Source organism: Pseudomonas sp. UMAB-08 (assembly GCF_900095225.1).
Taxonomy (GTDB): Bacteria; Pseudomonadota; Gammaproteobacteria; order Pseudomonadales; family Pseudomonadaceae; genus Aquipseudomonas.
This window is the reverse complement of the sequence record NZ_LT607415.1, coordinates 232,071-257,699: the sequence shown is the minus strand read 5'-3', so window position 1 is coordinate 257,699 and position 25,629 is coordinate 232,071. Positions and strand designations below refer to the sequence as shown.

At 56.6% G+C, this 25,629-nt stretch carries 25 protein-coding genes and 1 pseudogene; 6 read left to right on the top strand and 20 right to left on the bottom strand.

What is annotated here, in order from left to right; all coding sequences use genetic code 11:
- Positions 1-28: 28 nt before the first annotated feature.
- Positions 29-1,234 (bottom strand): acetyl-CoA C-acetyltransferase, encoded by a 1,206-nt coding sequence (locus K0F75_RS04270; RefSeq protein WP_219060607.1) that lies wholly within the window; start codon positions 1,232-1,234, stop codon positions 29-31.
- Positions 1,235-1,859: 625 nt separating this feature from the next.
- On the opposite strand from K0F75_RS04270, the gene K0F75_RS04265 reads away from it, so the two are divergent.
- Positions 1,860-2,693: a cytochrome c gene (locus K0F75_RS04265; protein ID WP_219060606.1), complete on the top strand. Its 834-nt coding sequence runs from the start codon at positions 1,860-1,862 to the stop codon at positions 2,691-2,693.
- Between the two features lie 60 nt (positions 2,694-2,753).
- Here K0F75_RS04265 and K0F75_RS04260 read toward each other — a convergent pair whose 3' ends face one another.
- The 11 genes from K0F75_RS04260 to K0F75_RS04210 form a co-directional block, all read right to left on the bottom strand.
- Positions 2,754-3,551, bottom strand: coding sequence for a transglutaminase family protein (locus tag K0F75_RS04260; protein WP_219060605.1), 798 nt, complete (start codon positions 3,549-3,551; stop codon positions 2,754-2,756).
- On the bottom strand, positions 3,548-4,507 hold the full coding sequence (locus K0F75_RS04255) for an alpha-E domain-containing protein (RefSeq protein ID WP_219060604.1): 960 nt from the start codon (positions 4,505-4,507) through the stop codon (positions 3,548-3,550). The genes K0F75_RS04260 and K0F75_RS04255 overlap by 4 nt, the downstream gene beginning before the upstream one ends.
- Positions 4,508-4,519: 12 nt before the next feature.
- Positions 4,520-5,929, bottom strand: coding sequence for a circularly permuted type 2 ATP-grasp protein (locus tag K0F75_RS04250; protein WP_219060603.1), 1,410 nt, complete (start codon positions 5,927-5,929; stop codon positions 4,520-4,522).
- 330 nt (positions 5,930-6,259) lie between these two features.
- Positions 6,260-6,598: a ribonuclease E inhibitor RraB gene (locus tag K0F75_RS04245; RefSeq protein WP_219060602.1), complete on the bottom strand. Its 339-nt coding sequence runs from the start codon at positions 6,596-6,598 to the stop codon at positions 6,260-6,262.
- A 250-nt stretch (positions 6,599-6,848) separates the two neighbouring features.
- The gene (locus tag K0F75_RS04240; RefSeq protein ID WP_219060601.1) at positions 6,849-7,085 is read right to left on the bottom strand and encodes a hypothetical protein; all 237 of its coding nucleotides are present in this window, start codon (positions 7,083-7,085) and stop codon (positions 6,849-6,851) included.
- Positions 7,086-7,224: 139 nt separating this feature from the next.
- Complete coding sequence (locus tag K0F75_RS04235; RefSeq protein ID WP_219060600.1) at positions 7,225-9,312, bottom strand: LTA synthase family protein; 2,088 nt, start codon at positions 9,310-9,312, stop codon at positions 7,225-7,227.
- A gap of 380 nt (positions 9,313-9,692) precedes the next feature.
- Positions 9,693-10,553, bottom strand: a complete 861-nt coding sequence (gene speE, locus K0F75_RS04230; RefSeq protein WP_219060599.1) for a polyamine aminopropyltransferase — start codon at positions 10,551-10,553, stop codon at positions 9,693-9,695.
- 215 nt (positions 10,554-10,768) lie between these two features.
- Positions 10,769-10,960 carry a PLDc N-terminal domain-containing protein gene (locus K0F75_RS04225; RefSeq protein WP_219060598.1) on the bottom strand — a complete coding sequence of 64 codons (192 nt, stop codon included), beginning with the start codon at positions 10,958-10,960 and terminating at the stop codon, positions 10,769-10,771.
- 110 nt (positions 10,961-11,070) lie between these two features.
- Positions 11,071-11,601, bottom strand: a complete 531-nt coding sequence (locus tag K0F75_RS04220) for a hypothetical protein (protein WP_219060597.1) — start codon at positions 11,599-11,601, stop codon at positions 11,071-11,073.
- 112 nt (positions 11,602-11,713) lie between these two features.
- On the bottom strand, positions 11,714-12,250 hold the full coding sequence (locus K0F75_RS04215) for an ankyrin repeat domain-containing protein (protein ID WP_219060596.1): 537 nt from the start codon (positions 12,248-12,250) through the stop codon (positions 11,714-11,716).
- 100 nt (positions 12,251-12,350) lie between these two features.
- Positions 12,351-14,183, bottom strand: a complete 1,833-nt coding sequence (locus K0F75_RS04210; RefSeq protein WP_219060595.1) for a long-chain-acyl-CoA synthetase — start codon at positions 14,181-14,183, stop codon at positions 12,351-12,353.
- Between the two features lie 433 nt (positions 14,184-14,616).
- Between K0F75_RS04210 and K0F75_RS04205 the strand changes: the two genes are divergently transcribed.
- Positions 14,617-14,895, top strand: coding sequence for a DUF3509 domain-containing protein (locus K0F75_RS04205; RefSeq protein WP_219060594.1), 279 nt, complete (start codon positions 14,617-14,619; stop codon positions 14,893-14,895).
- Positions 14,896-15,281: 386 nt separating this feature from the next.
- Positions 15,282-16,214, top strand: coding sequence for a hypothetical protein (locus K0F75_RS04200; RefSeq protein WP_219060593.1), 933 nt, complete (start codon positions 15,282-15,284; stop codon positions 16,212-16,214).
- Position 16,215: 1 nt separating this feature from the next.
- On the opposite strand, the gene K0F75_RS04195 is transcribed toward K0F75_RS04200, so the two are convergent.
- The 6 genes from K0F75_RS04195 to aroC all read right to left on the bottom strand — a co-directional run bounded on the left by K0F75_RS04195 (position 16,216) and on the right by aroC (position 21,374).
- Positions 16,216-16,938 (bottom strand): LuxR family transcriptional regulator, encoded by a 723-nt coding sequence (locus tag K0F75_RS04195; RefSeq protein ID WP_219060592.1) that lies wholly within the window; start codon positions 16,936-16,938, stop codon positions 16,216-16,218.
- A 275-nt stretch (positions 16,939-17,213) separates the two neighbouring features.
- On the bottom strand, positions 17,214-17,897 hold the full coding sequence (mtnC, locus tag K0F75_RS04190; RefSeq protein WP_219060591.1) for an acireductone synthase: 684 nt from the start codon (positions 17,895-17,897) through the stop codon (positions 17,214-17,216).
- Positions 17,898-17,912: 15 nt separating this feature from the next.
- Positions 17,913-18,458 (bottom strand): acireductone dioxygenase, encoded by a 546-nt coding sequence (locus K0F75_RS04185; protein WP_219060590.1) that lies wholly within the window; start codon positions 18,456-18,458, stop codon positions 17,913-17,915.
- Positions 18,459-18,470: 12 nt separating this feature from the next.
- Positions 18,471-19,085, bottom strand: a complete 615-nt coding sequence (locus tag K0F75_RS04180) for a methylthioribulose 1-phosphate dehydratase (protein ID WP_219060589.1) — start codon at positions 19,083-19,085, stop codon at positions 18,471-18,473.
- Positions 19,082-20,221 carry an MFS transporter gene (locus K0F75_RS04175; RefSeq protein ID WP_219060848.1) on the bottom strand — a complete coding sequence of 380 codons (1,140 nt, stop codon included), beginning with the start codon at positions 20,219-20,221 and terminating at the stop codon, positions 19,082-19,084. The genes K0F75_RS04180 and K0F75_RS04175 overlap by 4 nt, the downstream gene beginning before the upstream one ends.
- Before the next feature lie 61 nt (positions 20,222-20,282).
- Positions 20,283-21,374: a chorismate synthase gene (aroC, locus tag K0F75_RS04170; RefSeq protein WP_219060588.1), complete on the bottom strand. Its 1,092-nt coding sequence runs from the start codon at positions 21,372-21,374 to the stop codon at positions 20,283-20,285.
- A 125-nt stretch (positions 21,375-21,499) separates the two neighbouring features.
- On the opposite strand from aroC, the pseudogene K0F75_RS04165 reads away from it, so the two are divergent.
- From K0F75_RS04165 to K0F75_RS04155, 3 genes and pseudogenes are all read left to right on the top strand, one after another.
- Positions 21,500-22,526 (top strand): annotated as a pseudogene (locus K0F75_RS04165) (alpha/beta hydrolase).
- Positions 22,527-22,641: 115 nt separating this feature from the next.
- Positions 22,642-23,445 carry a hypothetical protein gene (locus K0F75_RS04160; protein ID WP_219060586.1) on the top strand — a complete coding sequence of 268 codons (804 nt, stop codon included), beginning with the start codon at positions 22,642-22,644 and terminating at the stop codon, positions 23,443-23,445.
- Between the two features lie 300 nt (positions 23,446-23,745).
- The gene (locus K0F75_RS04155) at positions 23,746-24,087 is read left to right on the top strand and encodes a hypothetical protein (protein ID WP_219060585.1); all 342 of its coding nucleotides are present in this window, start codon (positions 23,746-23,748) and stop codon (positions 24,085-24,087) included.
- Positions 24,088-24,431: 344 nt separating this feature from the next.
- Here K0F75_RS04155 and K0F75_RS04150 read toward each other — a convergent pair whose 3' ends face one another.
- Positions 24,432-24,836, bottom strand: a complete 405-nt coding sequence (locus K0F75_RS04150; protein ID WP_219060584.1) for a DUF6632 domain-containing protein — start codon at positions 24,834-24,836, stop codon at positions 24,432-24,434.
- A 325-nt stretch (positions 24,837-25,161) separates the two neighbouring features.
- Positions 25,162-25,611, bottom strand: a complete 450-nt coding sequence (locus K0F75_RS04145) for a GNAT family N-acetyltransferase (RefSeq protein ID WP_219060583.1) — start codon at positions 25,609-25,611, stop codon at positions 25,162-25,164.
- Between the last annotated feature and the right edge of the window lie 18 nt (positions 25,612-25,629).

Below are 25,629 nucleotides of genomic sequence, written 5' to 3'. Positions count from 1 at the left end.
ACTTCCCTTGCGGAGTCGGGAGACAGGCTTAATAACGTTCGATGATGGTGGCAATGCCCATGCCGCCGCCGACACACAGTGTCGCCAGGCCATAGCGCAGCTGGCGGGCTTCCAGCTCATCGAGCAGGGTGCCGAGAATCGCGCACCCCGTTGCTCCCAGCGGGTGGCCCATGGCGATGGAGCCGCCATTGACGTTGACCTTGTCGGCGCTGATGTCCATGTCTTTGATGAACTTGAGCACCACAGAGGCGAACGCTTCGTTGACTTCGAACAGGTCGATATCCTCGACCTTCAATCCGGCGCGACCCAAGGCCTTGCGAGTCGCTGGCGCGGGACCGGTAAGCATGATGGTCGGGTCGGCACTGGTCACCGCAGTCGCGACGATGCGTGCTCGAGGGCGCAGACCCAACGCCAGGCCCTTGGCTGCGGAACCGATAAGCATGGCTGCCGCACCATCAACGATCCCGGAGCTATTGCCGGGGGTATGAACATGGTTGATACGCTCGACATGGCTGTAGACGCGGAGCGCGGTGGCATCGAATCCCATCTGGCCGATCATTTCGAAGCTCGACTTGAGCTTGCCCAGCCCTTCCAGGGTCGAGTCGGCGCGAATGAACTCATCGTGATCAAGCAGCAGCGTGCCGTTCTGGTCTCTTACCGGCACCAGGGATTTGTTGAACGAGCCATCGGCACGTGCACGGGCGGCTTTTTGCTGTGAGTACAAGGCATAAGCATCGACATCGCCGCGACTGAAGCCTTCCATCGTCGCAATCAAGTCGGCACCGATCCCTTGCGGGGTGAAATGGCAGCGCATGTTGGTCTGCGGGTCCAACGCCCAGGCACCGCCGTCGCTGCCCATCGGTACGCGTGACATCGACTCGACCCCGCCCACCACCACAAGATCCTCAAAGCCGGAGCGAATTTTCATCGCGCCCAGATTGACCGCTTCGAGGCCCGACGCGCAAAACCGGTTGATCTGCACCCCCGCCACGCTGACGTCCCAATCGGCGACCAGTGCAGCCGTCTTGGCAATATCCGCGCCCTGATCCCCCACCGGCGTTACGCACCCCAGAACAATGTCATCGACCTGACGGGTGTCCAGTTGGTTGCGTTGCTGCAGGGCAACCAGCAACCCGGCCATCAAGTTCACCGGCTTGACACTGTACAGCCCACCACCCGGCTTGCCTTTGCCACGGGGCGTGCGTACCGCATCGAAAATCAAAGCTTCAGTCATGAGGTCCTCGGAGCGCGGTGGAAAGTGGATTCCTGTACCGACACCTTAAACGTCACCCGAGCTGATTCAATGACCGAAGCGCTCATTAGCCTTGACCGCCTCGCTCAGACGAACGGTAGCTGACTAACAAACCTGTATCACAGGCATTCAAAGCGTCTAGCAGAGGCGGTATTCGGAAGCTGGCGATGAGCCTTAGTACGTTTAATCAATATCGTTTTTGAAGTGATACGAAATTGATCTAAGCCATACGTGACGCGGGTCCTAAGGTTAACCCTGTAACAGGCGGACGCCAAAAAAATACAGTAGGCGTCTGAGTTGCCGGGTCTGCCGGGACACCTGTTCGCGTGTATCACCTTTGCCAGCTGCCCGGTTCATGCATTAGGAAATCGGAGAGCTTTAGTAGCTCAGGAATAACAACAAAAGGCAGTCAGCCATGTTTAAACATTCGAAAGTTCGTCAGGCGGGGCTTATTGTGTTCGCCACTACCCTTTTATTGATTGTGCCGAACATGACCCGTTTGTTCGGTTGAGCGTGTCTTTGCCCTGCCAACGCAAGGTGTTCGATACGCTGTCGAGTAAAGCGCATCTGTGCCAATCTTCCAGCCTGAATTGATGGAGATGGGTTTATGCGTCAGTGGTTAGCGTTCATACCGTTGTTCTGCTGCTTTGCTATCAGTCACGTGGGCGTCGTTCAAGCCGCTCAATTGACCGTCGAACTCCCCGACGGGGTCCATATTTGGGACACCGCACAGTTGCTTAAGCATCCGCAGGCGCAACAGATCCAAATCACCGAGGATGTTTCCTACAAACGCGCCATGACCTATCGCGCAGTGCCAATGGCGGCGTTGCTTGGGGGCATTACTGCAAAGGATCATCTTCAGGCCGTGGCCACGGATGGATTTGCCGCCGAGATGCCGGCCGGGCCTTTGCTTGAGAGCACTGGCGCACGCGCGTGGCTGGCCATCGAAGACCCGACAGCCCCGTGGCCCACGCTGGGCGAAAACCAGCAAAGCCCCGGTCCGTTTTATCTGGTGTGGACCGAACCGAAAGCCGGCAACATCAGCCCCGAACAATGGCCCTTCGCGGTCAATAAAGTCCGAATATTAGCGTCCGTGGCTGAACGCTTCCCAATGATGCTGCCGGACCGGGCATTGGCTGCCAATGATCCGATCAATCAAGGGTTTGCGCTGTTTCAGAAAAACTGCCTGGCCTGCCATCGCCTCAACGGTGCTGGCGACTCGCAACTGGGTCCTGACCTGAATCAGCCGCACAGCCCCATTGAGTACTTCGCGGGGGACTACCTCAAACGCTACATCCGTGACCCGCAAAGCCTGCGCCAATGGCCACAGGCAAAAATGCCCGCCATCTCGACAGCGGTGCTGTCCGATGGTGAGCTGGATCAACTGATTGGGTATCTCAGGCACATGGCGCAACGCAGAACGGCGGCATCCACGCTGTAGGCGCTGACGTACTGGCGAAGAAGCTGACGCGGTGTGGCTGGCACACCGCGCTCAGGGTGGTTACTGCTGCTGCACCAGCAACATCGGCGAGACGAACACTTTGGCGTGCATCTGCTCGCAGCCACCGCCGCGACGCATACCCCGTACCGGGCAGGCGTCGAGGTAATCCAGGCCCACCGCCAGCTTGAGGTGACGCTCAGGCCGGGACAGTTGATTGGTCACATCGAAGCTGTACCAGGCGTCGTCGATCCAGGCTTCCGCCCAGGCATGACTGGCCAGGTGCTCGCTGTTTTCGCTGTAGAGATAACCTGACACATAACGCGCTGGCACCCCCAGGCTACGGGCGCACGCCAGGAACGCGTGGGTGTGGTCCTGGCAAACGCCTGAACGGCCGGCAAACGCTTCAGCGGCGCTGGTATCGACTTCTGTCGAACCGGGGCTGTAAGTCATGTGTTGGTTAAGACCGTGCATCAAGTCGATCAAGGCATTGCGGTCTTTGCGTGTGTGGCACTGCTTGAGCGCAAAGGCACGTATGGCTTCATCGGCTTCAGTCAGGCGGGTAAAACGCAGAAACGGCAGCGCTGACTGGCTTTCATGCTCAGCCTCCCGCTTCTCGTCGATTTCAACCTGACCACGGGCACCGATAATGATCGCTTCGTGGGGCTCATCCAGCGTCAACACATGAAGGATATTGCCGAACGGATCGATCTGCGCGCGCACCGGGCGCGGCAAGGTGAGCTGCCAACTGAGCACATGCTGACGTTCGCTGTCGTGAGGCGTCAGACGCAAATACTGGATGCTGGCGCGGACCTGATCTTCGTAGTGATAAGTGGTCTCGTGGCTAATTGAGAGTCTCATGCAGCCTCCAGGTATGAAGTGTGGATAGCGTTACCCAATTGGGCCACTAACGGAATGAATTCATTCAGCCATTCATGCAGGCCTTCACCCAGAATTTCATCGATGCTGGTATAGCGCAGACGTGCGTCCAATTCGGCGGCCAAGCGCTGCGCCGGACGGCCATTGGCGCCCGGCAGGCTCGCGAGGATCTGATCGAGTTCTTCCAGACAGGCGCGCAACGAGCGCGGGATGTCGGCACGCAACAGCAGTAATTCGGCGACCTGACGCGCACCCGGCGCATCCCGATACAGCTCGGTATACGCCTCGAACGACGACAAGGCGCGCAACAAGGCGCTCCACTGGTAGTAGCCGTGCGCCGAACTGTCAGAGATCGCTTCGGTGTTTTTCCCGAGCACTTCGAGCATCTCGTAACGGGCGTCGAGCATGCGCAGGGTGTTATCGGCGCGCTCGATGAACGTCCCCAGACGGATAAAGCGGAACGCATCGTGACGCATGATGGTGCCGTAGGTCGCCCCCCGAAACAGGTGCGAACGCTCTTTGACCCACTCACAAAAACGGCTCATGCCGTAACGACTCAAGCCCTGTTCGGCGATACCGCGTATTTCAAGCCACGTGGCGTTGATGTTTTCCCACATGTCCGCCGTGATTCGTCCGCGCACCGCATGAGCGCTGGCCCGAGCGGCGCCCAGGCAGCTGTAAATGCTGGCCGGGTTGGTCGCATCCAGGGCGAAAAAATGCAGCAAGCGTTCGGCGTGCAACTCACCGTAGCGCTCCAGATAATCGTCCAGCGTGCCGGTAATCAACAGCGGCATGGCTATTTCATCCAGACCATCGCCGCGCCCATCCTGGGGCATCAGCGACAGCGAATAGCTGACGTCGAGCATCCGCGCGAGGTTTTCCGCTCGCTCCAGATAACGCGACATCCAATACAAATCCGAGGCAGTTCTACTTAGCATTGGCAGGCATCCTTAATCCTCAACCACCCAGGTGTCTTTGGTTCCACCGCCTTGGGACGAGTTCACCACAAGGGAGCCTTCGCGCAGGGCTACTCGGGTAAGGCCGCCCGGGACTACCCGGGTTTCACGGCCGGAAAGAACAAATGGGCGCAAGTCGATATGGCGCGGGGCGATGCCGTTCTCGACAAAGGTCGGACAGGTCGACAGGCATAAAGTGGGTTGTGCGATATACGCGTGGGGCTTGGCTTTCAGACGGGCACGGAACACTTCGATTTCAGCTGCCGACGCCGCCGGGCCGACCAACATGCCGTAACCACCCGAGCCTTGAGTTTCCTTGACCACCAGTTCCGGCAGATGCGCCAGCACGTGGGACAACTCTTCCGGTTTGCGGCACTGCCAGGTTGGCACGTTTTGCAGAATCGGCTCTTCATCCAGATAGAAACGGATCATGTCCGTCACATAGGGATAGATCGACTTGTCGTCCGCCACGCCGGTCCCGATGGCATTGGCCAGCACCACATTGCCCGAGCGATAGGCCGAAAGCAGGCCTGGGACGCCGAGCATCGAGTCGGGGTTAAACGCCAGCGGGTCGAGAAACGCATCATCCAGGCGCCGGTAGATCACATCGACGGCTTTAGGCCCGTCAGTGGTACGCATGAAAACGCGATCATCGCGCACGAACAGATCGGCCCCTTCCACCAACTCGACACCCATCTCTCGCGCCAGAAAGGCGTGTTCGAAAAAGGCACTGTTAAAGCGTCCTGGAGTCAGGACCACAACGCTCGGATTGTCGATAGGGCTGGAGCTTTTCAGGGTGTCGAGGAGCATGTTCGGATAATGATCGATGGGCGCAATGCGCTGAGCGGCGAACAGCTCCGGGAACAGGCGCATCATCATCTTGCGATCTTCGAGCATGTAACTGACGCCGCTGGGCGTGCGCAAGTTGTCTTCGAGCACGTAGTAAGTGCCGTCGCCATCACGCACCAGATCAACACCGGAAATATGCGAATAAATATCACGGTGCAGATTCAGGCCCTGCATTGCCAACTGATATTGCTCGTTGGCCAACACCTGTTCGGCGGGAATAATCCCGGCTTTGATAATCCGTTGATCGTGATACAGGTCGGCGAGAAACATGTTCAACGCCTTGACCCGCTGAATGCAGCCGCGTTCCACAATCCGCCATTCGCTGGCCGGAATACTGCGCGGAATCGTATCGAACGGAATCAACCGCTCAGTGCCTTGGTCGTCCCCATACAGCGTGAACGTAATCCCGGCACGATGAAACAAAAGGTCGGCTTCGCGCCTGCGCTGAGCCAAAAGCTCCGGCGGCGTCTCACCCAGCCAACGGGCAAACTCCCGATAATGCGGACGGACCAGGCCGCCAGCATCGTACATCTCATCATAAAAGGTGCGGATCATGCCGTACTCCTTGTCACCACGGACACCAAGGGCCTTCGCAAGGCCCGTGCCATCGGCATAAACGCTTAAATATCAAACAGTTGGATAAATCCTCTAACGCAACCGCACCATTCCTGTGCAGTAACCGCCCCAACTTATTCACCTACGCCTCATTGCGAAGCGTCCTTCAATATCACTGTCTATTACCAGCATAGCCAGAGTTGATTTCACAGGTGGATTTTGTTTCACAACACACCCGATAGTGCCTCTAACGGTTAGAACCCCCCAAACTAAAACCGGCTGACAAAAGGTCAGCCGGTAAAGGGGTTACAACAGGGACTCCCTCAGGCGTTAATTAAAGCGCTTGATTTCCTGAGTCACGCCCCACCCCTCGACCTCACCGTCCAGCGGCGTGATCACCGTTTGAAAGTCTTGCTCGAAATCATCGATCCCGCCATACGTGGCGTACATCACTTTGCTTAATTGAAGATGCCATGCCCCGTCATCACGGACGCTGACCTGCGCGTTCAAGGATTCCCCACGAAACTGCCCTGCCGCTTGCCGTGCCCGTTCCTCATCCGGGAAAACGGCATAAAACTCGATGGGATGGATACGTGCGAAATCAAAACCGCCCTCTTTCATGCGGCGCAGTACGTTACTGCTGATGTCCTCTTGATAGGCTGTGCTCATGAAACGTCCTCCTATGCAACGATAGATAGAGTTTCAACACTCCCAACGCGACCCGCCGATTGGTGGTCGCTCCGCAACAGATACTCTGTCGCCAGGAGCCAAGCATGTAGCTGACAAGGCCAGATCTATCAGGTAGACCGGGCATCGACATGGAGGAAGCCAAGGCAATTCTGCTTTGGCCTCATTTGCAGAGTAACCCTATCGGCCGTCTGTGCCAAATGGCAGATCAAGCAATGGCCGAAGGTATGATTCAAGGAGCTTCAGTGACCGAGATAATTTGCACGCTGTTCAGTGCCTTCAGGGATTTTACCGTCGGCTCGGGTGCCCGGCCGTCAAGGTCGTTCAGGTCAAGTTTATCGACCACGGGGTACAAAACCTCGCGCAGGTAGTCTGCCGCTGTCTCCAGATCAGGCCGTTGCTCACTGCCAAACTCAAGGCTTTGTCGGACGCCGTCTTTATCAAGATAAGTAATGGTCCACTGTTTCATCTATGTCTCCTCAGCGAAGCCGAAGAAAGCGGCTTACATAATCTGGACCCTGAAAATCCAGTATTCGTTCCACTGTTTTGACTGCCGAGCGGACAAAAAAAGAGGCCGGTAAGGGCCTCTTTTTTAGTGCGCCGCTCGCTTAGTGCGGCTTGTTGTCGACCACGCCCGCGGTATTGTCCATCAGGCTTTTGGTTGCGGTTTGCAGGAAGCTTTCCAGCTTCAGCCTTAGCTGTGGCAAATCAGCTTGTTGAGGCATCAGCTCCGCGTGGGGCTTGGCGCCCAGCTCATATTGATACACGCGAGGTTCCATCTCTTTGGGCTCGATCAGGATGCGATCGCCGGTCACCAGCGCGACGGTCAACTCTCCTCCCGATGGTTTGATCACGCCAAAACCTTTATCGCCTTCAGGCAGGTTCAGCAAGTCACGACCCCAGCATTGGTTACGCGATTCGCCGCCCAAACGACCCATGATGGTCGGCACGATATCGATCTGGGTACCAACAATACTGCTGCGTTGACCGAATTTTTCCTGGACACCAGGACCGATCATCAACATAGGTACGTTAAAGCGCCCAAGGTCCATTTCGGTGACTTGCTGATCGTTGCCGAAGCCATGATCCCCGACAACAATGAACAGAGTGTCCTTGAAGTAAGGCTCTTTACGCGCTTTCTCGAAGAATTGCCCCAGTGCCCAGTCGGCATAACGCATGGCCGTCAAATGCTCATCCAGCGTGCCATGCCCGGTAACCCGCTCGACTGGCAACTCTGCCGGCAAAGCGTAAGGTGTGTGGTTGGACAGGGTTTGCAACAACGCATAGAAAGGCTTCCCACCCTCGCGCGCTTTCAGTTCCTGAGCGCCTCTGTCGAACATGTCCTGGTCGGACACACCCCACGTTGGATCTGAGAACACTGGATTGACGAAGTCATTACGGCCGATGAACGTGGTCATGCCCTGGTTGCTGAAGAAACCAGACTGGTTGTCCCAGGCGAAATCGCCGTTATAGACATAGACATCATCGTATTTGCGGGCGCTAAGAAGCTGCGGCAGACCCGACAGTTTGTGGCTGCCTTCCGGGGTCTGCATCAGATATTCAAAGCCTGGCAGATTAGGGAAGCAGGCCATGGTCGCGAACATGCCCTGGTGGGTGTGCGTGCCATTGGAGAAGAAGCGGTCGAACAGCAGGCCTTCCTTGGACAGCTTGTCGAAGTATGGCGTGATGTTGGCATCGCTGCCCAAAGCCCCCACCGAATGACCGGCGAAGCTTTCCATCAGGATCACCACCACGTTGCGAATCGGCAGTGTTTTTTCCACTGGCGGCAAGGAGTCGCGGCGTACAACAGCCGTGTCGGGATCAACCAGCTTGTCACTCGGGGTCAGCAACATATCGCGCACAGTCTGTTGCGCCAACGGTTGCGGCAGCGTGGCCTTCCAGATATTGGCGCGTTGATCGGACGTCAGGCTCTTGGCCGCAGCGATCAGCGATAAGGTGCCATTGAGGCCCAACTGGTTAGCGAAGTTCGAATTAGTGGTGTAAGCATCGCCCCAACGCAACGGCGGTCCCTGACGCAGGGTGCCACGGGCGGCGACGACCGTAATCATCAGGCAGACCATCAGTACGCCGATACGCAGGTACCACGGTGCGACCGAGCGGTTGCTGCTCGTGCTGACATCAAGCTGGCGACGCGTGCGAGTCAGACGGTCCACACCCTTGAAGGCCTGGCTCAGGAGCCAGGTGGCTGCGGCCCACGCCAACAGGTAGCGCCCCACCGGAAAACCATACCAAAGCATGCTTAGTACTGTTTTCGGGTCTTCCTTGACGTACTGGAACACCAGCCCGTTCAGACGTTGATGGAATTCACGGTAGAAGTCCATTTCCATCAGGCCGAGGAACATCGTGGCACTGGCCGCAAGCGTCAACCAGGTACGAAACAGCCAACGCACAGCCATCAGCCTGGAGCTGAACAAGACCAGCAGCATCGGGATAATCAGGTACACCGTCAGGCGCAAGTCGAAGCGCAGGCCGTTGCCCATGGCCTCGATAAACGTCGACGCCGGGGTTTCGCCAATCATTTCGCGGTTATAAACCAGCAGCGCGACTCGCAGCAGGCTGTACATCACCATCAAGACCAAACCGCTCAGCAGCGTGTAAGCCAGATGTGATTTGACGGTGGGTTGCAGCAAGCGCGACGAGGCGTGCTGATGACTCAGGGCGTCCGGTTTGGCCATGGTGTTCTAGGATCCGTTGGATTCAGGTTGAAGTTCAAATGCACGCGCGCCTCATCGTCGACGGCGGCGCCTGTAAAATATTGAGTCGCTGCCACGCTGCGACAAGGGTTGGCGCGACGGCAGGACAGATAAGCGCGCGTGATTTTCTGTGACAGGGCGTGAAAATTTCGTCGCTTGACCCTGCAGATATGTAAGCAGAGATGCCAATAACCTGCTTGTTGGAACGTCTGGGCCTGCAGGTCAGTCACGTAATGGAGGGCATCCACTCTCCGTGAACTGACCCGGCAGTTCTGGGACGAAAGGCACTGACGTTTTGCCTGACAGTGCCCCGTCACACCTCTATCGCCATCAACAGCACTGCTGTCAGACGGCGTAGCGACTCAGTCGTTGCTTGGCTTGTTGACTGCCTGCAAAACATACTGCGGCAACGCAAAGGCACCGATATGGATTTCAGGATTGTAATAGCGCGTCACGATACCACTGCCGGCGAAACGCTGACGTAACGTCTCCAAAGGCAGTTTGCGGTAGTCAGTATTGGTTGCGCCCCACGCGAAGGTCATGGCGCCGCCGATGTAAGTCGGGATCGCGGCCTGGTAGAAGTGCCAGTCCGGGAACAGGCTGCGCAGGCGACCGGCGGTGGTCTGCACTTCGGTCAACTGCATGAAAGGCGTGCCGTTCTGGGTGACCAGAATGCCGCCTTCGTTCAGGCAGCGGCGGCAGGCCTCGTAGAAGTTTTCGGAGAACAACACTTCGCCCGGGCCAATCGGATCGGTGGAGTCGGAAATGATGATGTCGAACTTTTCTTCGGTGGTCGCCACGAAGCGCATACCGTCATCGATCACCAGATTCAGGCGCGAATCTTCAAAAGCGCCTTTCGAGTGGTTCGGCAAGAACTGCTTGCACATCTCGACCACGGTGCCATCGATTTCAACCATGGTGATGTGTTCGATGCTGCGATGCTTGGCAACTTCGCGCAACATGCCGCCATCGCCGCCACCAATAATCAGCACGCGTTTGGCGGCGCCGTGGGCGAGGATCGGTACGTGAGTGAGCATCTCGTGGTAGATGAACTCGTCGGCTTCAGTGGTCTGGATAACGCCGTCGAGCGCCATGACCCGGCCCATGCGCGGGTTCTCGAAGATCACCAGATGTTGATGCTCGGTGCGCACTTCGTGCAGCAGTTTTTCCATACGGAAGCGCTGGCCGTAACCTTCATACAACGTCTCTTGGTAATCGCTCATGGGTAACCCCCTGGTGGATGCTGATAGCAACGGACAGTGAGCCGCTTTTAGTAAAAGCGCTGCCCCTGAGAAAGGCGGGCATTCTACGTCGCAGAAGATGACAGGTCGAACCTCTATTGATCAGCCCGTGCTGCCAGGGCCTGAAAAACAAAAAGCGCCTGACTGCAATCAGCAGTCAGGCGCTTTATGGGTACGTCAGCGTCAGGTCAAACGGGTCAGAGGCGCACGTTACCGCGCGGCCCGGCAATCGCCCAGATGATCAAGCCCAAAACCGGTAGCAGCACAATCAGCAATACCCACAGGATCTTCATCCCTGTTTCGGCGCCGCTTTTCAATACATTGAGGATTGCCCAGATATCCAGGGCAAGGATGATCAGACCGACCAGACCATTAAACGTAGAACCCATGGTGTTGCTCCTAATTGAATACTTCTCTGCTTAGGATAGTTGCGCGCAGAGAGGGTTCCATTTCGCCAGCATCTTATTTTTCGCGCCCACGGACCACAGTCATGCGCCGATCAAACATGCAAGGCAATGCGCAGGGCTTCCAGTGAAGGCGCTGCCGTGATGCCCACCGCCGCCGACAACTCGATCACCCGATCCTGATCCTGACCATAGACCAGCACCGCTTGCAGTTCATCGTCCAATGGCTGGCTGAGGTTCATCAGTACGTAACCGCCCTTCTCCCTATTCATGCTGCTCAGTTGAATCTGAATACGGTTGAGAGCGGTCAATGCTTCGGTCTTGGCCAATTGCTTGGGTTTTATGTTGAAGGTCACTTCCTGACCGAAGGATTCAACGATCTGTGCGAACAGGTCCATGTAACTGTCGGCCTGAAACAATACGGTCTCCGGCAAGCTGCCGACCACGACCCATTCGCCCAACGGGATGGGGAAGCTGTCGTCGTAGTTGATGTCAGGGTTGGCCGCGAGAAACGCTTGGGGATCGGCGTAGGCCTGGGCGGCCTCAGCAGCGATATGCGCGATTTCTTCCTCGCCCATGCAACCCGAACTGATTTTGCTGATTAATTCTATGAGTTGGTTCTTCATGGGCTGTCCTGACAATAGGCGAATAGGGGGCGCGAAAACAAGGCGCAAAGGATAGCTGGAAATCCGTCGGGGCTCTATTGGTAAGGCCTTGATTAACGCTCCCCCGGAACGATCAGCCGTTGAGCTTGCTCAATTGCTCGGCGGTGTCCACAGCGCCCATGGTTTGCGCAGCGCCCAATGGGGTGACGCCGTTGGCATCCTGCGCATGAGGGTTGGCGCCTTTAGAAAGCAGGTAATCGACGATTGCGGTGCGGTTGAACATGGCCGCCATCATGAGTGCGGTACGCCCGTCCGCAGAAGCGCCTTCGACGTCGGCGCCATTTTCGACCAGCAGTTTGACCACAGGCAGGTCACCCTTGAACGCCGCACCGGCAATGGGGCTCTGACCGTTGTCGTTACGAATTTCAGGATCAGCCTTAAAGTCCAATAACACCCGAACGCTGTCCAGATGACCGTGGTAGCTGGCCAGCATCAACAAGGTGTCGCCCTTGTGGTTGCGCAAGTTGGGGGTAAGACCTTTTTCCAGTAGACGTCCAAGCATCAGTGCATCGCCTTTGCGTGCGACATCAAATACTTGCTCGGCAAACTCCAGGGCCTCGTCATCGGTCATTAATGTGGCATCGGCAGCCGGTTTGGAATGATCTGACATGGTGTACTCCTTGAACGGCGCAGGCAGTTGGAATCAACTAATGCCAGCCAGTTTCCAGAGCTGCCCGCCCAGGGTCAAGGTATGTGGTCCATAGCCAAATTCAATAGCGGAACTTGCCAGCATGGATATCCCGCAGCACATCGGGCGTTACCGGCACATAGGTGTCTGAACCCGGTAACCAGGCGTAAACCGGATCATCCCCGGTTTTGCTGGGGTCAAAGGCCTCGTTCTTCAGTCGGGTCTTCTGGTACTTGAAGGTACCCGTGGTTTCCATCTTGACCTTCACGCGCAGGAACACGGGTACTGCGTAGGACGGCATCTGACTTTTCGCGAACTGCAGCAACTCCTGAAAGTCCAGGGTCGCCAGCGACTCTGCCGGGGTGATCGCCGCCATTCCGGCGCGACCATTGGTGTTCATGATCTCGACACCGTACGCCACGACTTCAGAAATTTTAGGGTGTTGAAGCATGATGTTCTCGACCTCGGTGGTCGATACGTTTTCGCCCTTCCAGCGATAAGTATCGCCCAGCCGGTCGACAAATTGCACATGACCAAAACCGATATCACGCAGCAGATCACCGGTGTCGAAGTACCGATCACCCTTTTCGAACACGTCACAGAGGATCACTTTCTGGTTTTTCTCAGGATCGGTGTAGCCATCCAGCGGTGCTTTTTCATCGATCTTCGCCAGCAGCAACCCCTGCCCTCCCTTCCCGATCCTCTGCATGAAGCCATCAGCGTTACGGATGGGCACGCCACTTTCATGGGCGTACTCCACCAACGTCCAGGCTTGAAGGGAAAAGCCAACGGTGTTGTCGAAGTTGAGGACATTGGTGAAGCCGATATTGCCATCGCTGGCCGCGTACAGCTCGCAGACATGGTCGACAGCGAAGCGATTTTTGAACGAGGCCCAGACCCCGGGACGCAGACCATTACCGATCATCTTGCGCACTGGATTGTCCGCGTCGTTATTTTGCTCCGGGTGGTCCATCAGATAGCGGCACAGTTCGCCAACATAACCAATCGTGGTCGCCTTGAACTTTCGCGTATCACTCCAGAATTGACTCGCGCTGAACTTGCGCCGAATCGCAAAACCCGACGCACCGCACACCGCTGAGCCCCAGCACACATTCAGACCGGTAGCGTGATACAGCGGCAAGGTGCAATAAACAATGTCGTCAGGTTGCATATCCAACGCGATCATGCCGAAACCACCGTAGGTTTTCATCCAGCGACCGTGCTTGAAGATTCCGGCCTTGGGCAAACCGGTGGTGCCGGACGTGTAGATATAAAAGCACGCGTCATTGAAGTAGATGCGTTGGGTGGTTATCGGGTTTTCCGGGGATTCCTCAGCGCTGACCCGCGCCAGATTGATGTAGCCCTCCGGGGCCTGCCCTGCGTCCCTGCTGGTGTCCTGATCGGCGACGAAGAAGGTTTTACCCGCGTCGATGGCGACCTCGGTGCGCACGGCATCGTAAACCGCCACCAATTCCTCGCCGACGATAATCGCCAGGGGTTTCACCAGATTCAGGCTGTGCACCAACACACCCTGAGTTTGCGAGGTGTTGAGCATCGCGCACACGCCGCCGATTTTGGCCACGGCCAGCACATGCACCAATAGCTCAGGACGATTTTCGATGAAAATCCCGACCACATCCCCTTTGCGGAGGCCTTGACCGATCAGGTGATGGGCGATGCGATTGGCCCATTGATTGACCTGCTCGTAAGTGAATACGCAGTCTTTATAAAGGAGTGCCGGGCCCTGCGGGTTGCGCAACACCGCGCGTTCAAAAGTCCAGCCCAGGCCACACGGCTGATCGGCCCTGGTGACATTGGACATTTTCATGCCCTTGATCACCCGTGGCAGCGCCCTGGCAATCGAAGGAAGCTTACGGGCCATCATGGCCCACGTGATCATGTCGCTATGACTCATGGTTGCCCCTTCGTAGCCGCGTGATTCTATTTTTTGTTTTAGGCGCGAGCGTTGCGGTGACATCCCTGCCGCAACTGCAAAGAAAGTACGTCAGCCGTTCAAAGGGTGTACACGATGAATTTGAAAAGTTTTGTATCTCCCTACATAAAGCGTTGGCGCATAGATGGGATTAATCCACCTGACCGCTGTCCTAGCCTCAGCACGCCTCATAAAACTGCTGATCGTTAGAACCTCCGCCAAACTTCATCGCCCCTGTATTCCCGGCAAAATGCAGGATGCTCGATAGCCATTCATGCACTTTGCACGATTCAAAAAAACATGAGTTTTTTTAAGCTATTGATTTTGTTGAGTATTATACAAAGTCCGAGACTGGCACAGACACTGCACTAATTACTCCACGCTTGTTATCCCATGAGCAATGGAGCCGCTAGACATGACTTTCATTCAAGAAAAATTTGCATCCGTATTTTCCGAGTTCGAAGTCACCACCCAAGCCCGTCCAGATGGCGGAGTGTTGCTGAGTTTGCGCAACAGCGAAGGCAAGCAGATCCGTCGTTCGGTGTCCTACGCTCAACTGCACACCGCCGTGCAGCTGCAGTGGGTGATCAGCGCGATTCGCCGAGACCTGGCTGCACAAGCAAGTGAATTGCCAGCACTCTCCATGCTGCAGAGTCAGCACCGCTTCGATCTGCCGACCTACTACGCACGCTGAGTCCATTCAGCGCGGCATAAGCATTAGCGAACAAGGCCGTAGGCGCAACTTCAGCGTCCACGGCCTTGTTGCATGTGCACACCCATAGAGGCCCACCGCAACAGTTAATACCCTTCCTGAACACTGCGCACCTGCCCGACCGGATAGTTTTATTCGTGCCACGTTCATCATAAGGTTTCCCTGCCAGGTACATGACGTACCTGATATTCAATTAACAGGTGAACCGTATGAACACGCAAACACTCAAGCGCATCAAACCCACTCAACAGAACACCTTCGGCTACTACCCGCTGACCAAGTGGTGATGTGTATAACCGCTTAACGCAGTCAGGCATGCCATGACGCTATCGCCATGGCATGTTTTTTTAACGGCCGAGTACATAACAATGAATAACTTAAAACACCTCGAACACTTTTTTGGCTCACGCGATATCAGTTTACTGACAGACTCCAGCGCACTGATTGCCCACGCACAACATCAATCAATCAATGCCCTGTTGATCAACGAACTCAGCGGTTTGCCTGCCAACAGTGTGTGCATCACGTTCAGCAGAGAAGCAACCGAATCACTGCAACAACTGGCGGCCCGCTGCCAATCAGGGCAGACGCTGTATACCCAGGCTCATGCATTCGACCCCTCGCTGAAAAGCGGGATCTACACCCTCGACCTGATCTGTTCCAGCGACTATCGCCTGGCCATGCGCAAGCAGGAGCAATTGCTGTCGCTGCTCGATGAGCATCACCTGTTGCGCCTGACCGGGGACAACACACGCGGTACATTGCGCATCGTTAATGAGGCCGCGCCGTACGCGATGATCGAGGAAGACATTCAGGCGTCCAGGGGCTTTTATATATTCCCGCTGGCTGAGTTGCTGGAAGTCCATTACACCCACATGGACCCGGATGAACCTCGAACCTTCATCCTTGATGGCGAATTCAATGTCTCCGGCATCCTCTGCGCTCGCGGCTACCATGATCCGTCCATCCCACCCCGATTGATCGAATCGTTGGTCAGCCTGGCCCAGGCTGTCGCCGCCCATGGCGCCACGGCGATCATCGTCGACAGTCAGGTCAGGTCCTTTACCGTCAACGCTCGCGACTACTGTGCATTGCTGACCGAAGCCACTGGCCCCCGTGGGCTGCACTTGACCGAGTGTGCATTCGGGGTCAACGCCAGCATTGCCGACAAGATCGACTACCGCATCAACTCCCAACTCAACGAAGGCATCGAAGGCCTGCACATTGCGGTGGGGGATGGCCGTCAGGGCTATCACATCGACATGCTGATGCCGGGCGTGGTCGCCACCCCTTTGGGTTGAATCATTTAATAATGCCTTGGCAAAGCGCCTCGCCCACCGCCTGCGCTCGATTGGAAACGCCTAACTTGGAATAAATACTCTTGAAATGGTACTTCACCGTGGCTTCGGAAATAGCACGGATAACGCTGATTTCCCATGCTGTTTTGCCTGCACGCGCCCACTTGAGTACTTCCAGCTCTTTTTCGGTGAGCGCCTTGGCGTGCAGCTTTCGGCCTTTGCCGGCCATATGCAGAATGGGGACAAGACTGCTCAACAGGTACTTGTCTTCATCGTTGAGCGGGCGGCTCATCGCGTTGAGTGAGCACACAGTGACAACACCTTGCTGGGCGCTGGCCTCATTGGAATAGCCGTAGGAGGCGCCGGGCATCAGTCGGTAATCCTGAACCACCTCTTTGTAGGTTGGCGTCGGTGGATGACGCTCGAACGCATTGTCCCAGTCCATGAAGCCCAAGTGCTCGCGATAATTGCGGATCACTGGATCGTCCATCATCAATCGCCCATGACGGTAGAGGTCGCTCCAGACACTGTCCACATTTGAAGTAATGCAGGTCAGCAATACGGTCCCTTTGAACTGATACAGCATGGCCCGATCACAAGAGCATTGGCACCTTAACCAACCCAAGGCATTTTCGATGGCTTTGTCGCCATTGAGTTCTGTAATGCTGACCACCATCTGTTGAATGAGTTGGGTCAAATCGGCGTTTACTGATACTGCACTTCCCATGGTTATCTCCCTTTACCCCCGACATAAAACATTCGGGAGTCGATCGACAAAGAGTTGCACAGTAAAAGGCATTAAAAAATATAAGACATTACAAACAGGGTTTACTTACTTACCAACAAGCCACTTCTTACAAGACAATAAGAAAAGCCCTACAGACACTTCGCACAATCATAATAAAAGTCATGACGTATGATCGACTGCAATCACCCTCTACCCAGGGCAATTGCAGTCAAAGGGCTTGCAAGGAAGCCCCTGCAGATGTAAAGCAAAGCTTTTTAGAAAGCCGACAGGTCAATCACCGCAAAACTGGCGACATTGGCGTGTCCAACCAACTCGCCGCCATTGCGAACCAGCCCACAGGTGGGCATGCCCGCTTGTTGCGCAGCGTCGAGTTCTTCAACGATATCGGACAAAAACAGGATCTCATCCGCCGGGCGACCTATTGCGGCGGCAATGCTGCGATACGACTGCGGCTCACGCTTGGGCCCGGACGTCGTATCGAAATAGCCGCTGAACAGCGCCGACAGATCACCCGCTTCAGAGCAGCCAAAAATCAGCTGTTGAGCCTGAATCGAGCCAGACGAGTAGACATACAGCTCATAACCTTCCTGATGCCAGCGCTTGAGCGCCTCGACCGCATCCGGGTAAACATGGCCCTTCAACTGCCCGGCGCGATAACCCTGCTCCCAGACCATGCCTTGCAGCGCCTTGAGCGGCGTGGCCTTACGGTCTTCAGCAATCCATTCCAGCAAAATTTCGATCACACGCTCGACATCAGCCTGGGGTTCGTCGATCTCCTGGCGCACCGCTTGCAACTGCAACGCCACCGCAGGCTGAGTGGCCTCTTGACGAATAAAGTCCGGCAAGTGCCTGGCTGCGTAGGGGAACAACACCTCAAACACGAAACTTACCGCGCTGGTGGTGCCTTCGATGTCGGTAAGGACAGCTTTAATGGGCATGGAAACTCCGGGACTTTAGTCTTCAAGCCTTGGGAAATGGTCGGCTATCTGTTCGCCGGTGAACGTTGCCACCCAGCCTTCAGGGTTGTTGAACAACCTGATCGCCACGAAATGCGGGTACTCACCCATGTCGAACCAATGACGAGTGCCCGCCGGGACAGAGATCAGATCGTTCTTCTCGCACAGCACGGCATACACATAGTCGTCGATGTGCAGCGTGAACAAACCACGTCCAGCCACGAAGAACCGTACCTCATCTTCGGCATGTTGGTGCTCATCAAGAAACTTCGCGCGCAGTTCGGCTTTCTTTGGATGGTCGCGGTCAAGACTGATCACATCCACCGTGACGTAACCGCGCTCAGTCATCAATTTATCGATCTGTACCTGATACGCAGCAATCACTTCTTCCTGGGACGCACCCGGCGTGACAGATGCCGTCGCTTGCCAGCGATCGAAGCCGACGCCATGTTCAGCCAGGGTTGAAGCGATGTCTTCCAGATGGGTCAATACTTTGTTTGGCAAATCAGGAGTGGAAACGTGATAAACGGACAAGCTGCTCATGACGGCAATTCCTTAACGGTTCAGTAAAGCGCGAGTCTTGAGCTCGCACTCGAACAAAAATTCAAACGCTTCGATCTGACGCAATGCATCGCTCATTCGCGCGCCCCAGGTGTACAGGCCGTGACCACGAATCAGGTAGCCGGGGCAATCGGGATGGGCGTCGAGCCAAGGTTGGACCTTTGCCGCCAATCGGGCAATGTCCTGATCATTTTCGAAAATCGGCACGATAACCTTTGATTCATGGGTCACCACGCCCGCAAATGCTTTCTGCAGTTCATAATTTTCGAACACCACCCGATCACCCGTCGTCAGGCGCGACAACACGGTCGCATTGACTGAATGGGTATGCAGCACTGCGCCTACCTGAGGCTTACAGCGATACAACTGGGTGTGCAGCAAGGTTTCGGCAGAAGGCTTTTTCCCCGGCTCCAGGCTGTTGCCGGACAGGTCGGTGACCAGCACGTCATCCTGGCCCAACTGACCTTTATGCTTGCCTGACACCGTCAGTAACGCGGTGGTTGCCGACAGCCGTGTCGAATAATTACTGCTGGTGGCTGGCGACCAGCCACGGCCATACAAAAAACGCCCGGCGTCGATGATTTCCTGAGCGAGTTGTTCGCGGCTCATGCCCTGTCCTCTTTCATTCGTGTCGCAATCATGACGGCGGCGGCAAGCGCCGCAAGACTGGCAATGCTGAAGGTCCAGTTCGGCCCCAAGACATTCCAGCTATAACCAGAATACAAAGCACCCAAGGCACCACCAGTGCCGGCAAGCGCGGCATACAGCGCCTGGCCTTGGCCCTGTTGGTCAGGGCCGAAACTGCGCTGCACAAAATGGATGGCCGCCGCGTGAAAACTGCCGAACGTCGCGGCGTGCAGGATCTGGGCAAACAACAATACAGACAAATGTTCGGCGAAATTTCCCAGCAGCAACCAACGTAACGCCGCCAGTAAAAAGCTCGCTATGAGCACATGGCGAAGGGTAAACCGCGTCAGAATCCGGCTCATCGACAAAAACATCAGTACTTCGGCCACGACGCCCAATGCCCAGAGTAGACCGATGAGGCCGCGACTGTAGCCCAAATGCTCAAGATGCAGGGTCAGGAAGGTGTAATAAGGGCCGTGGCTCAACTGCATCAATGCAACGCTGGCGTAAAAAGCCAGGACGCCAGGACTGGCGAGTTGTCTGAGAAAGCCACCACCGGCCAGCCTGTGCGTCGACGGCGCGGGTTGCGCGTTGGGCACCCACCAACTGCTGGCGACAATACCGACCATGATCAACAGCAGCGCCTGCGGGTAAACGTCCAGGCTGAACCACTCAAACAGCCGACCCAGCGCCACCACCGTGAGGATGAAACCAATCGAGCCCCACAGCCGGACCTGGCTGTAGCGGGCGGTCTGCCCCTGTAGATGGGCCAATGTGATGACTTCGAACTGCGGCAATACGGCGTGCCAGAAGAACGCGTGCAACGCCATGACCATTGCCAGCCAGGCGTAGCTCTTGTCGAACAGGATCAGGGAAAACGTCAGCAGCGTACAGATCGCCCCAAAGCGCACAATCGCCAGACGGCGCCCGGTGTAATCCCCCAGCCAGCCCCAAATATTGGGGGCAACGCAGCGCATCAGCATGGGGATGGCCACCAGCTCACCGATGCGGGCGCTGGAAAACCCCAGATGATCGAAGTACAGCGCCAAAAACGGCGCCGTCGAACCCAGCAACGCGAAGTAGAACAGATAGAAACTGGACAATCGCCAGTAAGGTATCTGCCCTTGGGGAAGTGAAACCACGGCTAAACCGCCGTGGCTGCATCACCGTCGTCGAGCATTACAGTTGGCCCAGAACAGGCGTCGACACCTGAACATCGGCGTTCTGCCCGCGATTGCGCAGGAAATGGTCTATCAACACGATGGCCATCATGGCTTCAGCGATGGGCGTGGCGCGGATACCGACGCAGGGGTCGTGACGACCTTTGGTAATGACGTCGACCGGGTTGCCATGGGCATCGATCGAATGTCCTGGCGTGGTAATGCTTGAGGTCGGCTTGAGCGCCAGATGGACAACAATTGGCTGCCCCGACGAAATCCCGCCCAGAATGCCGCCGGCGTTGTTCGACAGGAAACCCTGTGGCGTCATTTCGTCGCGATGCTCGGTGCCGCGCTGGGCGACACTGGCGAAACCGGCGCCAATCTCCACACCCTTGACCGCATTGATACTCATCATCGCGTGGGCCAGTTCGGCGTCCAGGCGGTCGAAAATCGGCTCGCCCAACCCCGGTTTAACGCCTTCTGCAACCACGGTAATTTTGGCGCCGACCGAATCCTGATCCCGACGAAGCTGGTCCATGTAGGTCTCAAGCTCCGGCACTTTGTCCGGGTCCGGGCAGAAAAACGCGTTCTGGTCCACCGACTCCCAGGTCTTGAACGGGATTTCAATCGGGCCCAACTGGCTCATGTAACCGCGAATCTGAATGCCCTGGCCGGCCAGGTATTTCTTGGCGATGGCGCCCGCCGCCACGCGCATCGCCGTTTCACGGGCCGAGCTGCGACCGCCGCCGCGGTAATCGCGCAGGCCGTACTTGTGGTGGTAGGTGTAATCGGCGTGCGCCGGGCGAAACAGGTCCTGAATTGCCGAGTAGTCCTTGGACTTCTGATCCGTATTGCGGATCAACAGGCCGATGGGGCAACCCGTGGTCTTGCCTTCGAACACACCAGAGAGGATCTCGACTTCATCGGCCTCCTGGCGTTGCGTGGTGTGGCGGCTCGTGCCGGGCTTGCGGCGATCCAGATCGAACTGCAAGTCTTCCAGCGAGAGCTCAAGCCCTGGCGGGCAGCCGTCAACGATAGCGACCAGTGCCGGGCCGTGGCTTTCACCAGCAGTGGTAACAGTGAACAGCTTGCCGTAGGTATTGCCGGACATGCAGGACGCTCCGCGAAAATAAGCCAAAACAATCAAACGGTCTGTTTATCAATCAAAAACCGCAAGCACGCCAGTATACGCAGGCTGCCTGAGTAGTTCATCCTTCAAGCGTATTGCCGAACCTTATCCGCGTTGACGCGTCCAATCGGCACTTGAACAGATGATGGCCTACCGATGTTACGAGTCACCACTTTAATTCGTGCTATTACCGTGACCCTGCCCCTGCTGACAGGCCTTGCCCAGGCAGCCACACCCAGCGTATTGCAACGTCCCATCAGTCTCGACACCGGAACCGGCGAGCTGTTTGGCACCTTGTTGCTGCCCAGATCCGACGCCCCTGTCCCCGTGGTATTGATCATCGCCGGCTCCGGTCCTACCGACCGTGATGGCAACAATACCGACGGCGGTCGTAACGACAGCATGAAGCTTCTGGCGAGAGTCCTCGCCAAACACAATATCGCCAGCGTGCGCTACGACAAACGGGGCGTCGCCGCGAGCAGAGCGGCCACACCCGATGAGCGCAACCTGAGCATCGAAGCCTATGTCGCCGACGCAGCGGCCTGGGGAAAAATGCTCAAGACCGACCCACGCCTGGGGCGCCTGGTTCTCCTGGGGCATAGCGAAGGCGCACTGGTCGCCGCCCTCGCCGCAGAGCAAGCTGGGGCTGCGGCAGTCATTTCTGTCGCGGGCACCGGGCGCCCGGTGGATCAAGTGTTGCGCGAACAACTGCACTACCGATTGCCCCCGCCCTTGCTGCAGCGTAGCGAACAGTTGATCGACTCGCTTAAGGCCGGCCACACCGATGACAACGTGCCCCCCGCTCTCGACGTGGTGTTCCGCCCAAGCGTGCAGCCGTATCTGATTTCGTTGTTCCGCCAGGACCCCGCCGCCGCCTTCGGAAAACTGCAGGTTCCGGCGCTGATCATTCAGGGTCGTAACGACATTCAGGTGGGGGTGGGTGATGCCGAGCGTCTCCAGGCGGCCAAACCCGACGCGGAGCTCGCGCTGATCGACGGCATGAACCATGTATTGCGCATTGTCCCCAACGACATTGAACGCCAGTTGGCGTCCTACAAAGACCCGCAGTTACCACTCGCCAGCGAGCTTTCAACGCGGATCCTGCGTTTTATAGGCGCATTGCCTGCCGCGTAATACGCTTGCCTGTAAACCAAACCGGCCAATCGCCTTCAGTCCTGTAAAAAACGGCCGATAGCGGATGGCTGGCACTGAGTTTGCTGCTTGGTGCCTGGGCCACAGGATTGCTGACATGACCGACACTCAAGCCACACCCGACGCTGAAGTTGAAGCCGAAAACGCAGCCGTTGCGCCGGATCCTGCGAGCTTGCCGTGGGCGGACGTTCAACCGGAACATTTTCAAATGCTGCGTCTGGCGCCACTGCCGACCGACCGGGCCACCGGTGGCCGCCCATTGCGCTTCGTGCAGTTTGGCCGTGCCGAGCGCCACGATAGAGAACACAGCCTGTTGCGCATGGACGTCCAATTACCTGCGCAACGCGTACGCAAAGAGCAAAATCACCTGGACGTCTGGGTCGATCATGCCACTCATCGGGTGCGTTTCAGCCCCGAGCCGGGGTTGCAGATAGAACCGTGGAATCGTGGTCTCGGGCGCTTTCTGATGGCTCAGGGCATTCACTGGGCACAAAAAAGATGGTCGCACTACCAGATCGACGAAAGTGCACTCGCCAGTAAAGACGCCCTTAACGAAGACACGCGCCTGCGCCGGGATAACTTCCTGCGCACTCAGGGCTTCGACGTTACGTACGAGGATGCCCAACACATGAAGGGCAGCGTCAAAGCGGTGAACGTCGGCGAACTGCTTAATACCTGGAACAGCGAAAAAGTCCAGATGGTCGAGATTCTCGACGCCGCCAATATGCTCCAACAAGCAGAACAGAACTTGCAGGAGCAAGACGTCAAACTGCGCAAGCAGGATGAGGCCGTCACCCGGTTCAAACGCGAAGACAGCAGCTTGCGCTTCACCATCGCTTGCCTGGTGGCGTTCGCGGTATTCCAGGCTGGGCTACTGATCTGGATCGCTACGCACCGTTAGGCTTCCCTTGCGTCAAGAGGCCCCACCGAGCCTTCGACGCCGCGCTGTCGCACAGAAAACCAGGTTGCGATTTGTGTGTTGCTATCGGTGGTGGTGCGTCAGATTGCGTAATTGCATGGACTTGACCAGCAGGCGCCGTAGTGACGACCGGCAGAGAACGGCCGATTGCCGTTACTCGGAGTCGACATTCCACCTGGATAGAGAGCTGACCACGAACCTGAAGATCCCCACTCCTACGCGGCTTTCGTGCTGCTCCCTCGTTGGTGATAAAGTCTCGCCAAGTCTTAACGAGGGAACGATATGAAATTGTTCGTAGGAGCTTTGGCGGTGGTGATGTTGGCGGGATGTGCTGACTCTGGCCCCATAAAAGTTGGCCCAGACACCTACACGATTTCAACGCGTGTTCCTTTCGGTGGTCCTGCCTCCGCGAAAGGGCAAGCTTTGAAGGAGGCAAACGCGTTTTGTGTGTCCCTGGAAAGGGAAATCCTCCTCGACCATATGCAGGCGAGCGAATGCGCTCTACACGGTGGCTGTGGGGAAGCAGAGATATTTTTCTTTTGTCTAGCCTCGGGTGATCCGCAGCTGAAACGTCAAAAATACAGCCCTGACCCGACTCAGAAGATCGAAATTGATCAGCGGTAGACAGCTCCTGTAGTAGGCTCGGTTGAGGGCCGCGGCAACCTAGGGTTTCGGAAATCCTGACACGAAAAAGCCCAGACTAGTGCTGGGCTTCGTTGTTTCTGGGGTTGTGCGACCACGGTCGTCATCTCTTGCGCGATGCTTCCAGCTAGCGTGACGAATGACCGGAGCCGACCCTTTATAGGTCAGTCGTGACAGGCAGAAAACGCCCCAGGCTGTGAAAAAACGCGGGCACAGTCTTGAAGACTGCGTTGCTACGTAAAATCTGTCGGCGTTGGTTGTCAGCAGACGCAAAAATTTGCGCAGAAACGCGATTTTCGTCCCGACCCTGACAGTCAAACCTGCTCTTAGGCCCCATTGTGTGTCCGGGGCCTAGCGGCCAATTGCGAGCGGGGCGTCAAGATGGCCAAGGCAACCGCCACGATGAAGAGCGCCGGCACGTCACCTGCCACGTGCCCCATTTGCCCCGGCTGGGTGACTGCCTGGACGGCCATGATTCCCCCGTGTACGGCGCTAGACCACACGGTGAACCAGATTAGGCTCAGATTGGCTAATGGATCACGTGCGGCCAGGATCAAGAACACGCCAAGTGTGGCGTAGATGCCAACGATCATCATCGGGTAGTCCGAGTGACCGACGTGCCAGGCCCAGCCGGACGGCCAGAACAACATAAGTGGGTAGAGAGCAAGGCACGCGAGGCCAGCCAAAACTAGAACGACGCGCAAATACCTGAGGCGATCGACTACGGTCATGGCGGACTCCTTTTGGGCCTAACCCTAATAGCCCCCAAGTGGGGTGATAACGCCTTCACGGGCTTGGTGGATAACATTCCTTAATCTGTCGCCTATCCCTGACTAGGCCGGACATTGTGACAGTCGGGTGACCGCTGAAGGGGTTTATACACCATGGACGGAAAACCCAATCTGCTCAATCAAGTCCAGCAGTAGACCAAGCATAGCTACTCATTTGCTATCGCTCCGTCCGCCGTCCACTTTGGGTCGATTGCTACCCTAGCGGTCCTATAACCCAACGCTACGGCTCGGTCGCAATTAGCTGGACGTAATGCACCGTCAAGCTTCATGAGACCAAGCTTTTTTCGAAATAGACGCGCTTGAAACCGTGCTCGGTGCGTAGCGACACTTGAACATACCCAAGCTTGGGGTAAATCGAGAGGTTGTCGGTCATCATCTCGTTGGTATAAAGATGCACCGCATTCATTCCGAGCTGTCGGCCGGCGTTTTCACAGAAGCTGATCAGTGATTTACCTACCCCACGTCCAGCTGCGCTGGGCAGGACGGCCACATTTTCCAGAAGGACATGTTCCTCCTGGGCATAAAACACCACGAAACCCTGGAAGGTGGCGTCTTCATCCGTCGCCACGTAGACGATGCCTGCCGCGATCTGCGCCGTAAAATCGGCAGTCATTGGAGCGGGTTTGCGACCTATTTCGGGAACATAGCGAGCATAGGCCTGTTCAGCGCAATGTCTGATAGCAGGCTCATCTTTTGCTTGAGCTGGCCGGATCATGAAGGTCTCTTTTGCGAG

Excerpts from the sequence above, each read along its gene's own strand:
- K0F75_RS04270 (WP_219060607.1), bottom strand. The coding sequence starts at position 1,234 with ATGACTGAAGCTTTGATTTTCGATGCGGTACGCACGCCCCGTGGCAAA.
- K0F75_RS04265 (WP_219060606.1), top strand. The coding sequence starts at position 1,860 with ATGCGTCAGTGGTTAGCGTTCATACCGTTGTTCTGCTGCTTTGCTATC.
- K0F75_RS04260 (WP_219060605.1), bottom strand. The coding sequence starts at position 3,551 with ATGAGACTCTCAATTAGCCACGAGACCACTTATCACTACGAAGATCAG.
- K0F75_RS04255 (WP_219060604.1), bottom strand. The coding sequence starts at position 4,507 with ATGCTAAGTAGAACTGCCTCGGATTTGTATTGGATGTCGCGTTATCTG.
- K0F75_RS04250 (WP_219060603.1), bottom strand. The coding sequence starts at position 5,929 with ATGATCCGCACCTTTTATGATGAGATGTACGATGCTGGCGGCCTGGTC.
- K0F75_RS04245 (WP_219060602.1), bottom strand. The coding sequence starts at position 6,598 with ATGAGCACAGCCTATCAAGAGGACATCAGCAGTAACGTACTGCGCCGC.
- K0F75_RS04240 (WP_219060601.1), bottom strand. The coding sequence starts at position 7,085 with ATGAAACAGTGGACCATTACTTATCTTGATAAAGACGGCGTCCGACAA.
- K0F75_RS04235 (WP_219060600.1), bottom strand. The coding sequence starts at position 9,312 with ATGGCCAAACCGGACGCCCTGAGTCATCAGCACGCCTCGTCGCGCTTG.
- speE (WP_219060599.1), bottom strand. The coding sequence starts at position 10,553 with ATGAGCGATTACCAAGAGACGTTGTATGAAGGTTACGGCCAGCGCTTC.
- K0F75_RS04225 (WP_219060598.1), bottom strand. The coding sequence starts at position 10,960 with ATGGGTTCTACGTTTAATGGTCTGGTCGGTCTGATCATCCTTGCCCTG.
- K0F75_RS04220 (WP_219060597.1), bottom strand. The coding sequence starts at position 11,601 with ATGAAGAACCAACTCATAGAATTAATCAGCAAAATCAGTTCGGGTTGC.
- K0F75_RS04215 (WP_219060596.1), bottom strand. The coding sequence starts at position 12,250 with ATGTCAGATCATTCCAAACCGGCTGCCGATGCCACATTAATGACCGAT.
- K0F75_RS04210 (WP_219060595.1), bottom strand. The coding sequence starts at position 14,183 with ATGAGTCATAGCGACATGATCACGTGGGCCATGATGGCCCGTAAGCTT.
- K0F75_RS04205 (WP_219060594.1), top strand. The coding sequence starts at position 14,617 with ATGACTTTCATTCAAGAAAAATTTGCATCCGTATTTTCCGAGTTCGAA.
- K0F75_RS04200 (WP_219060593.1), top strand. The coding sequence starts at position 15,282 with ATGAATAACTTAAAACACCTCGAACACTTTTTTGGCTCACGCGATATC.
- K0F75_RS04195 (WP_219060592.1), bottom strand. The coding sequence starts at position 16,938 with ATGGGAAGTGCAGTATCAGTAAACGCCGATTTGACCCAACTCATTCAA.
- mtnC (WP_219060591.1), bottom strand. The coding sequence starts at position 17,897 with ATGCCCATTAAAGCTGTCCTTACCGACATCGAAGGCACCACCAGCGCG.
- K0F75_RS04185 (WP_219060590.1), bottom strand. The coding sequence starts at position 18,458 with ATGAGCAGCTTGTCCGTTTATCACGTTTCCACTCCTGATTTGCCAAAC.
- K0F75_RS04180 (WP_219060589.1), bottom strand. The coding sequence starts at position 19,085 with ATGAGCCGCGAACAACTCGCTCAGGAAATCATCGACGCCGGGCGTTTT.
- aroC (WP_219060588.1), bottom strand. The coding sequence starts at position 21,374 with ATGTCCGGCAATACCTACGGCAAGCTGTTCACTGTTACCACTGCTGGT.
- K0F75_RS04160 (WP_219060586.1), top strand. The coding sequence starts at position 22,642 with ATGACCGACACTCAAGCCACACCCGACGCTGAAGTTGAAGCCGAAAAC.
- K0F75_RS04155 (WP_219060585.1), top strand. The coding sequence starts at position 23,746 with ATGAAATTGTTCGTAGGAGCTTTGGCGGTGGTGATGTTGGCGGGATGT.
- K0F75_RS04150 (WP_219060584.1), bottom strand. The coding sequence starts at position 24,836 with ATGACCGTAGTCGATCGCCTCAGGTATTTGCGCGTCGTTCTAGTTTTG.
- K0F75_RS04145 (WP_219060583.1), bottom strand. The coding sequence starts at position 25,611 with ATGATCCGGCCAGCTCAAGCAAAAGATGAGCCTGCTATCAGACATTGC.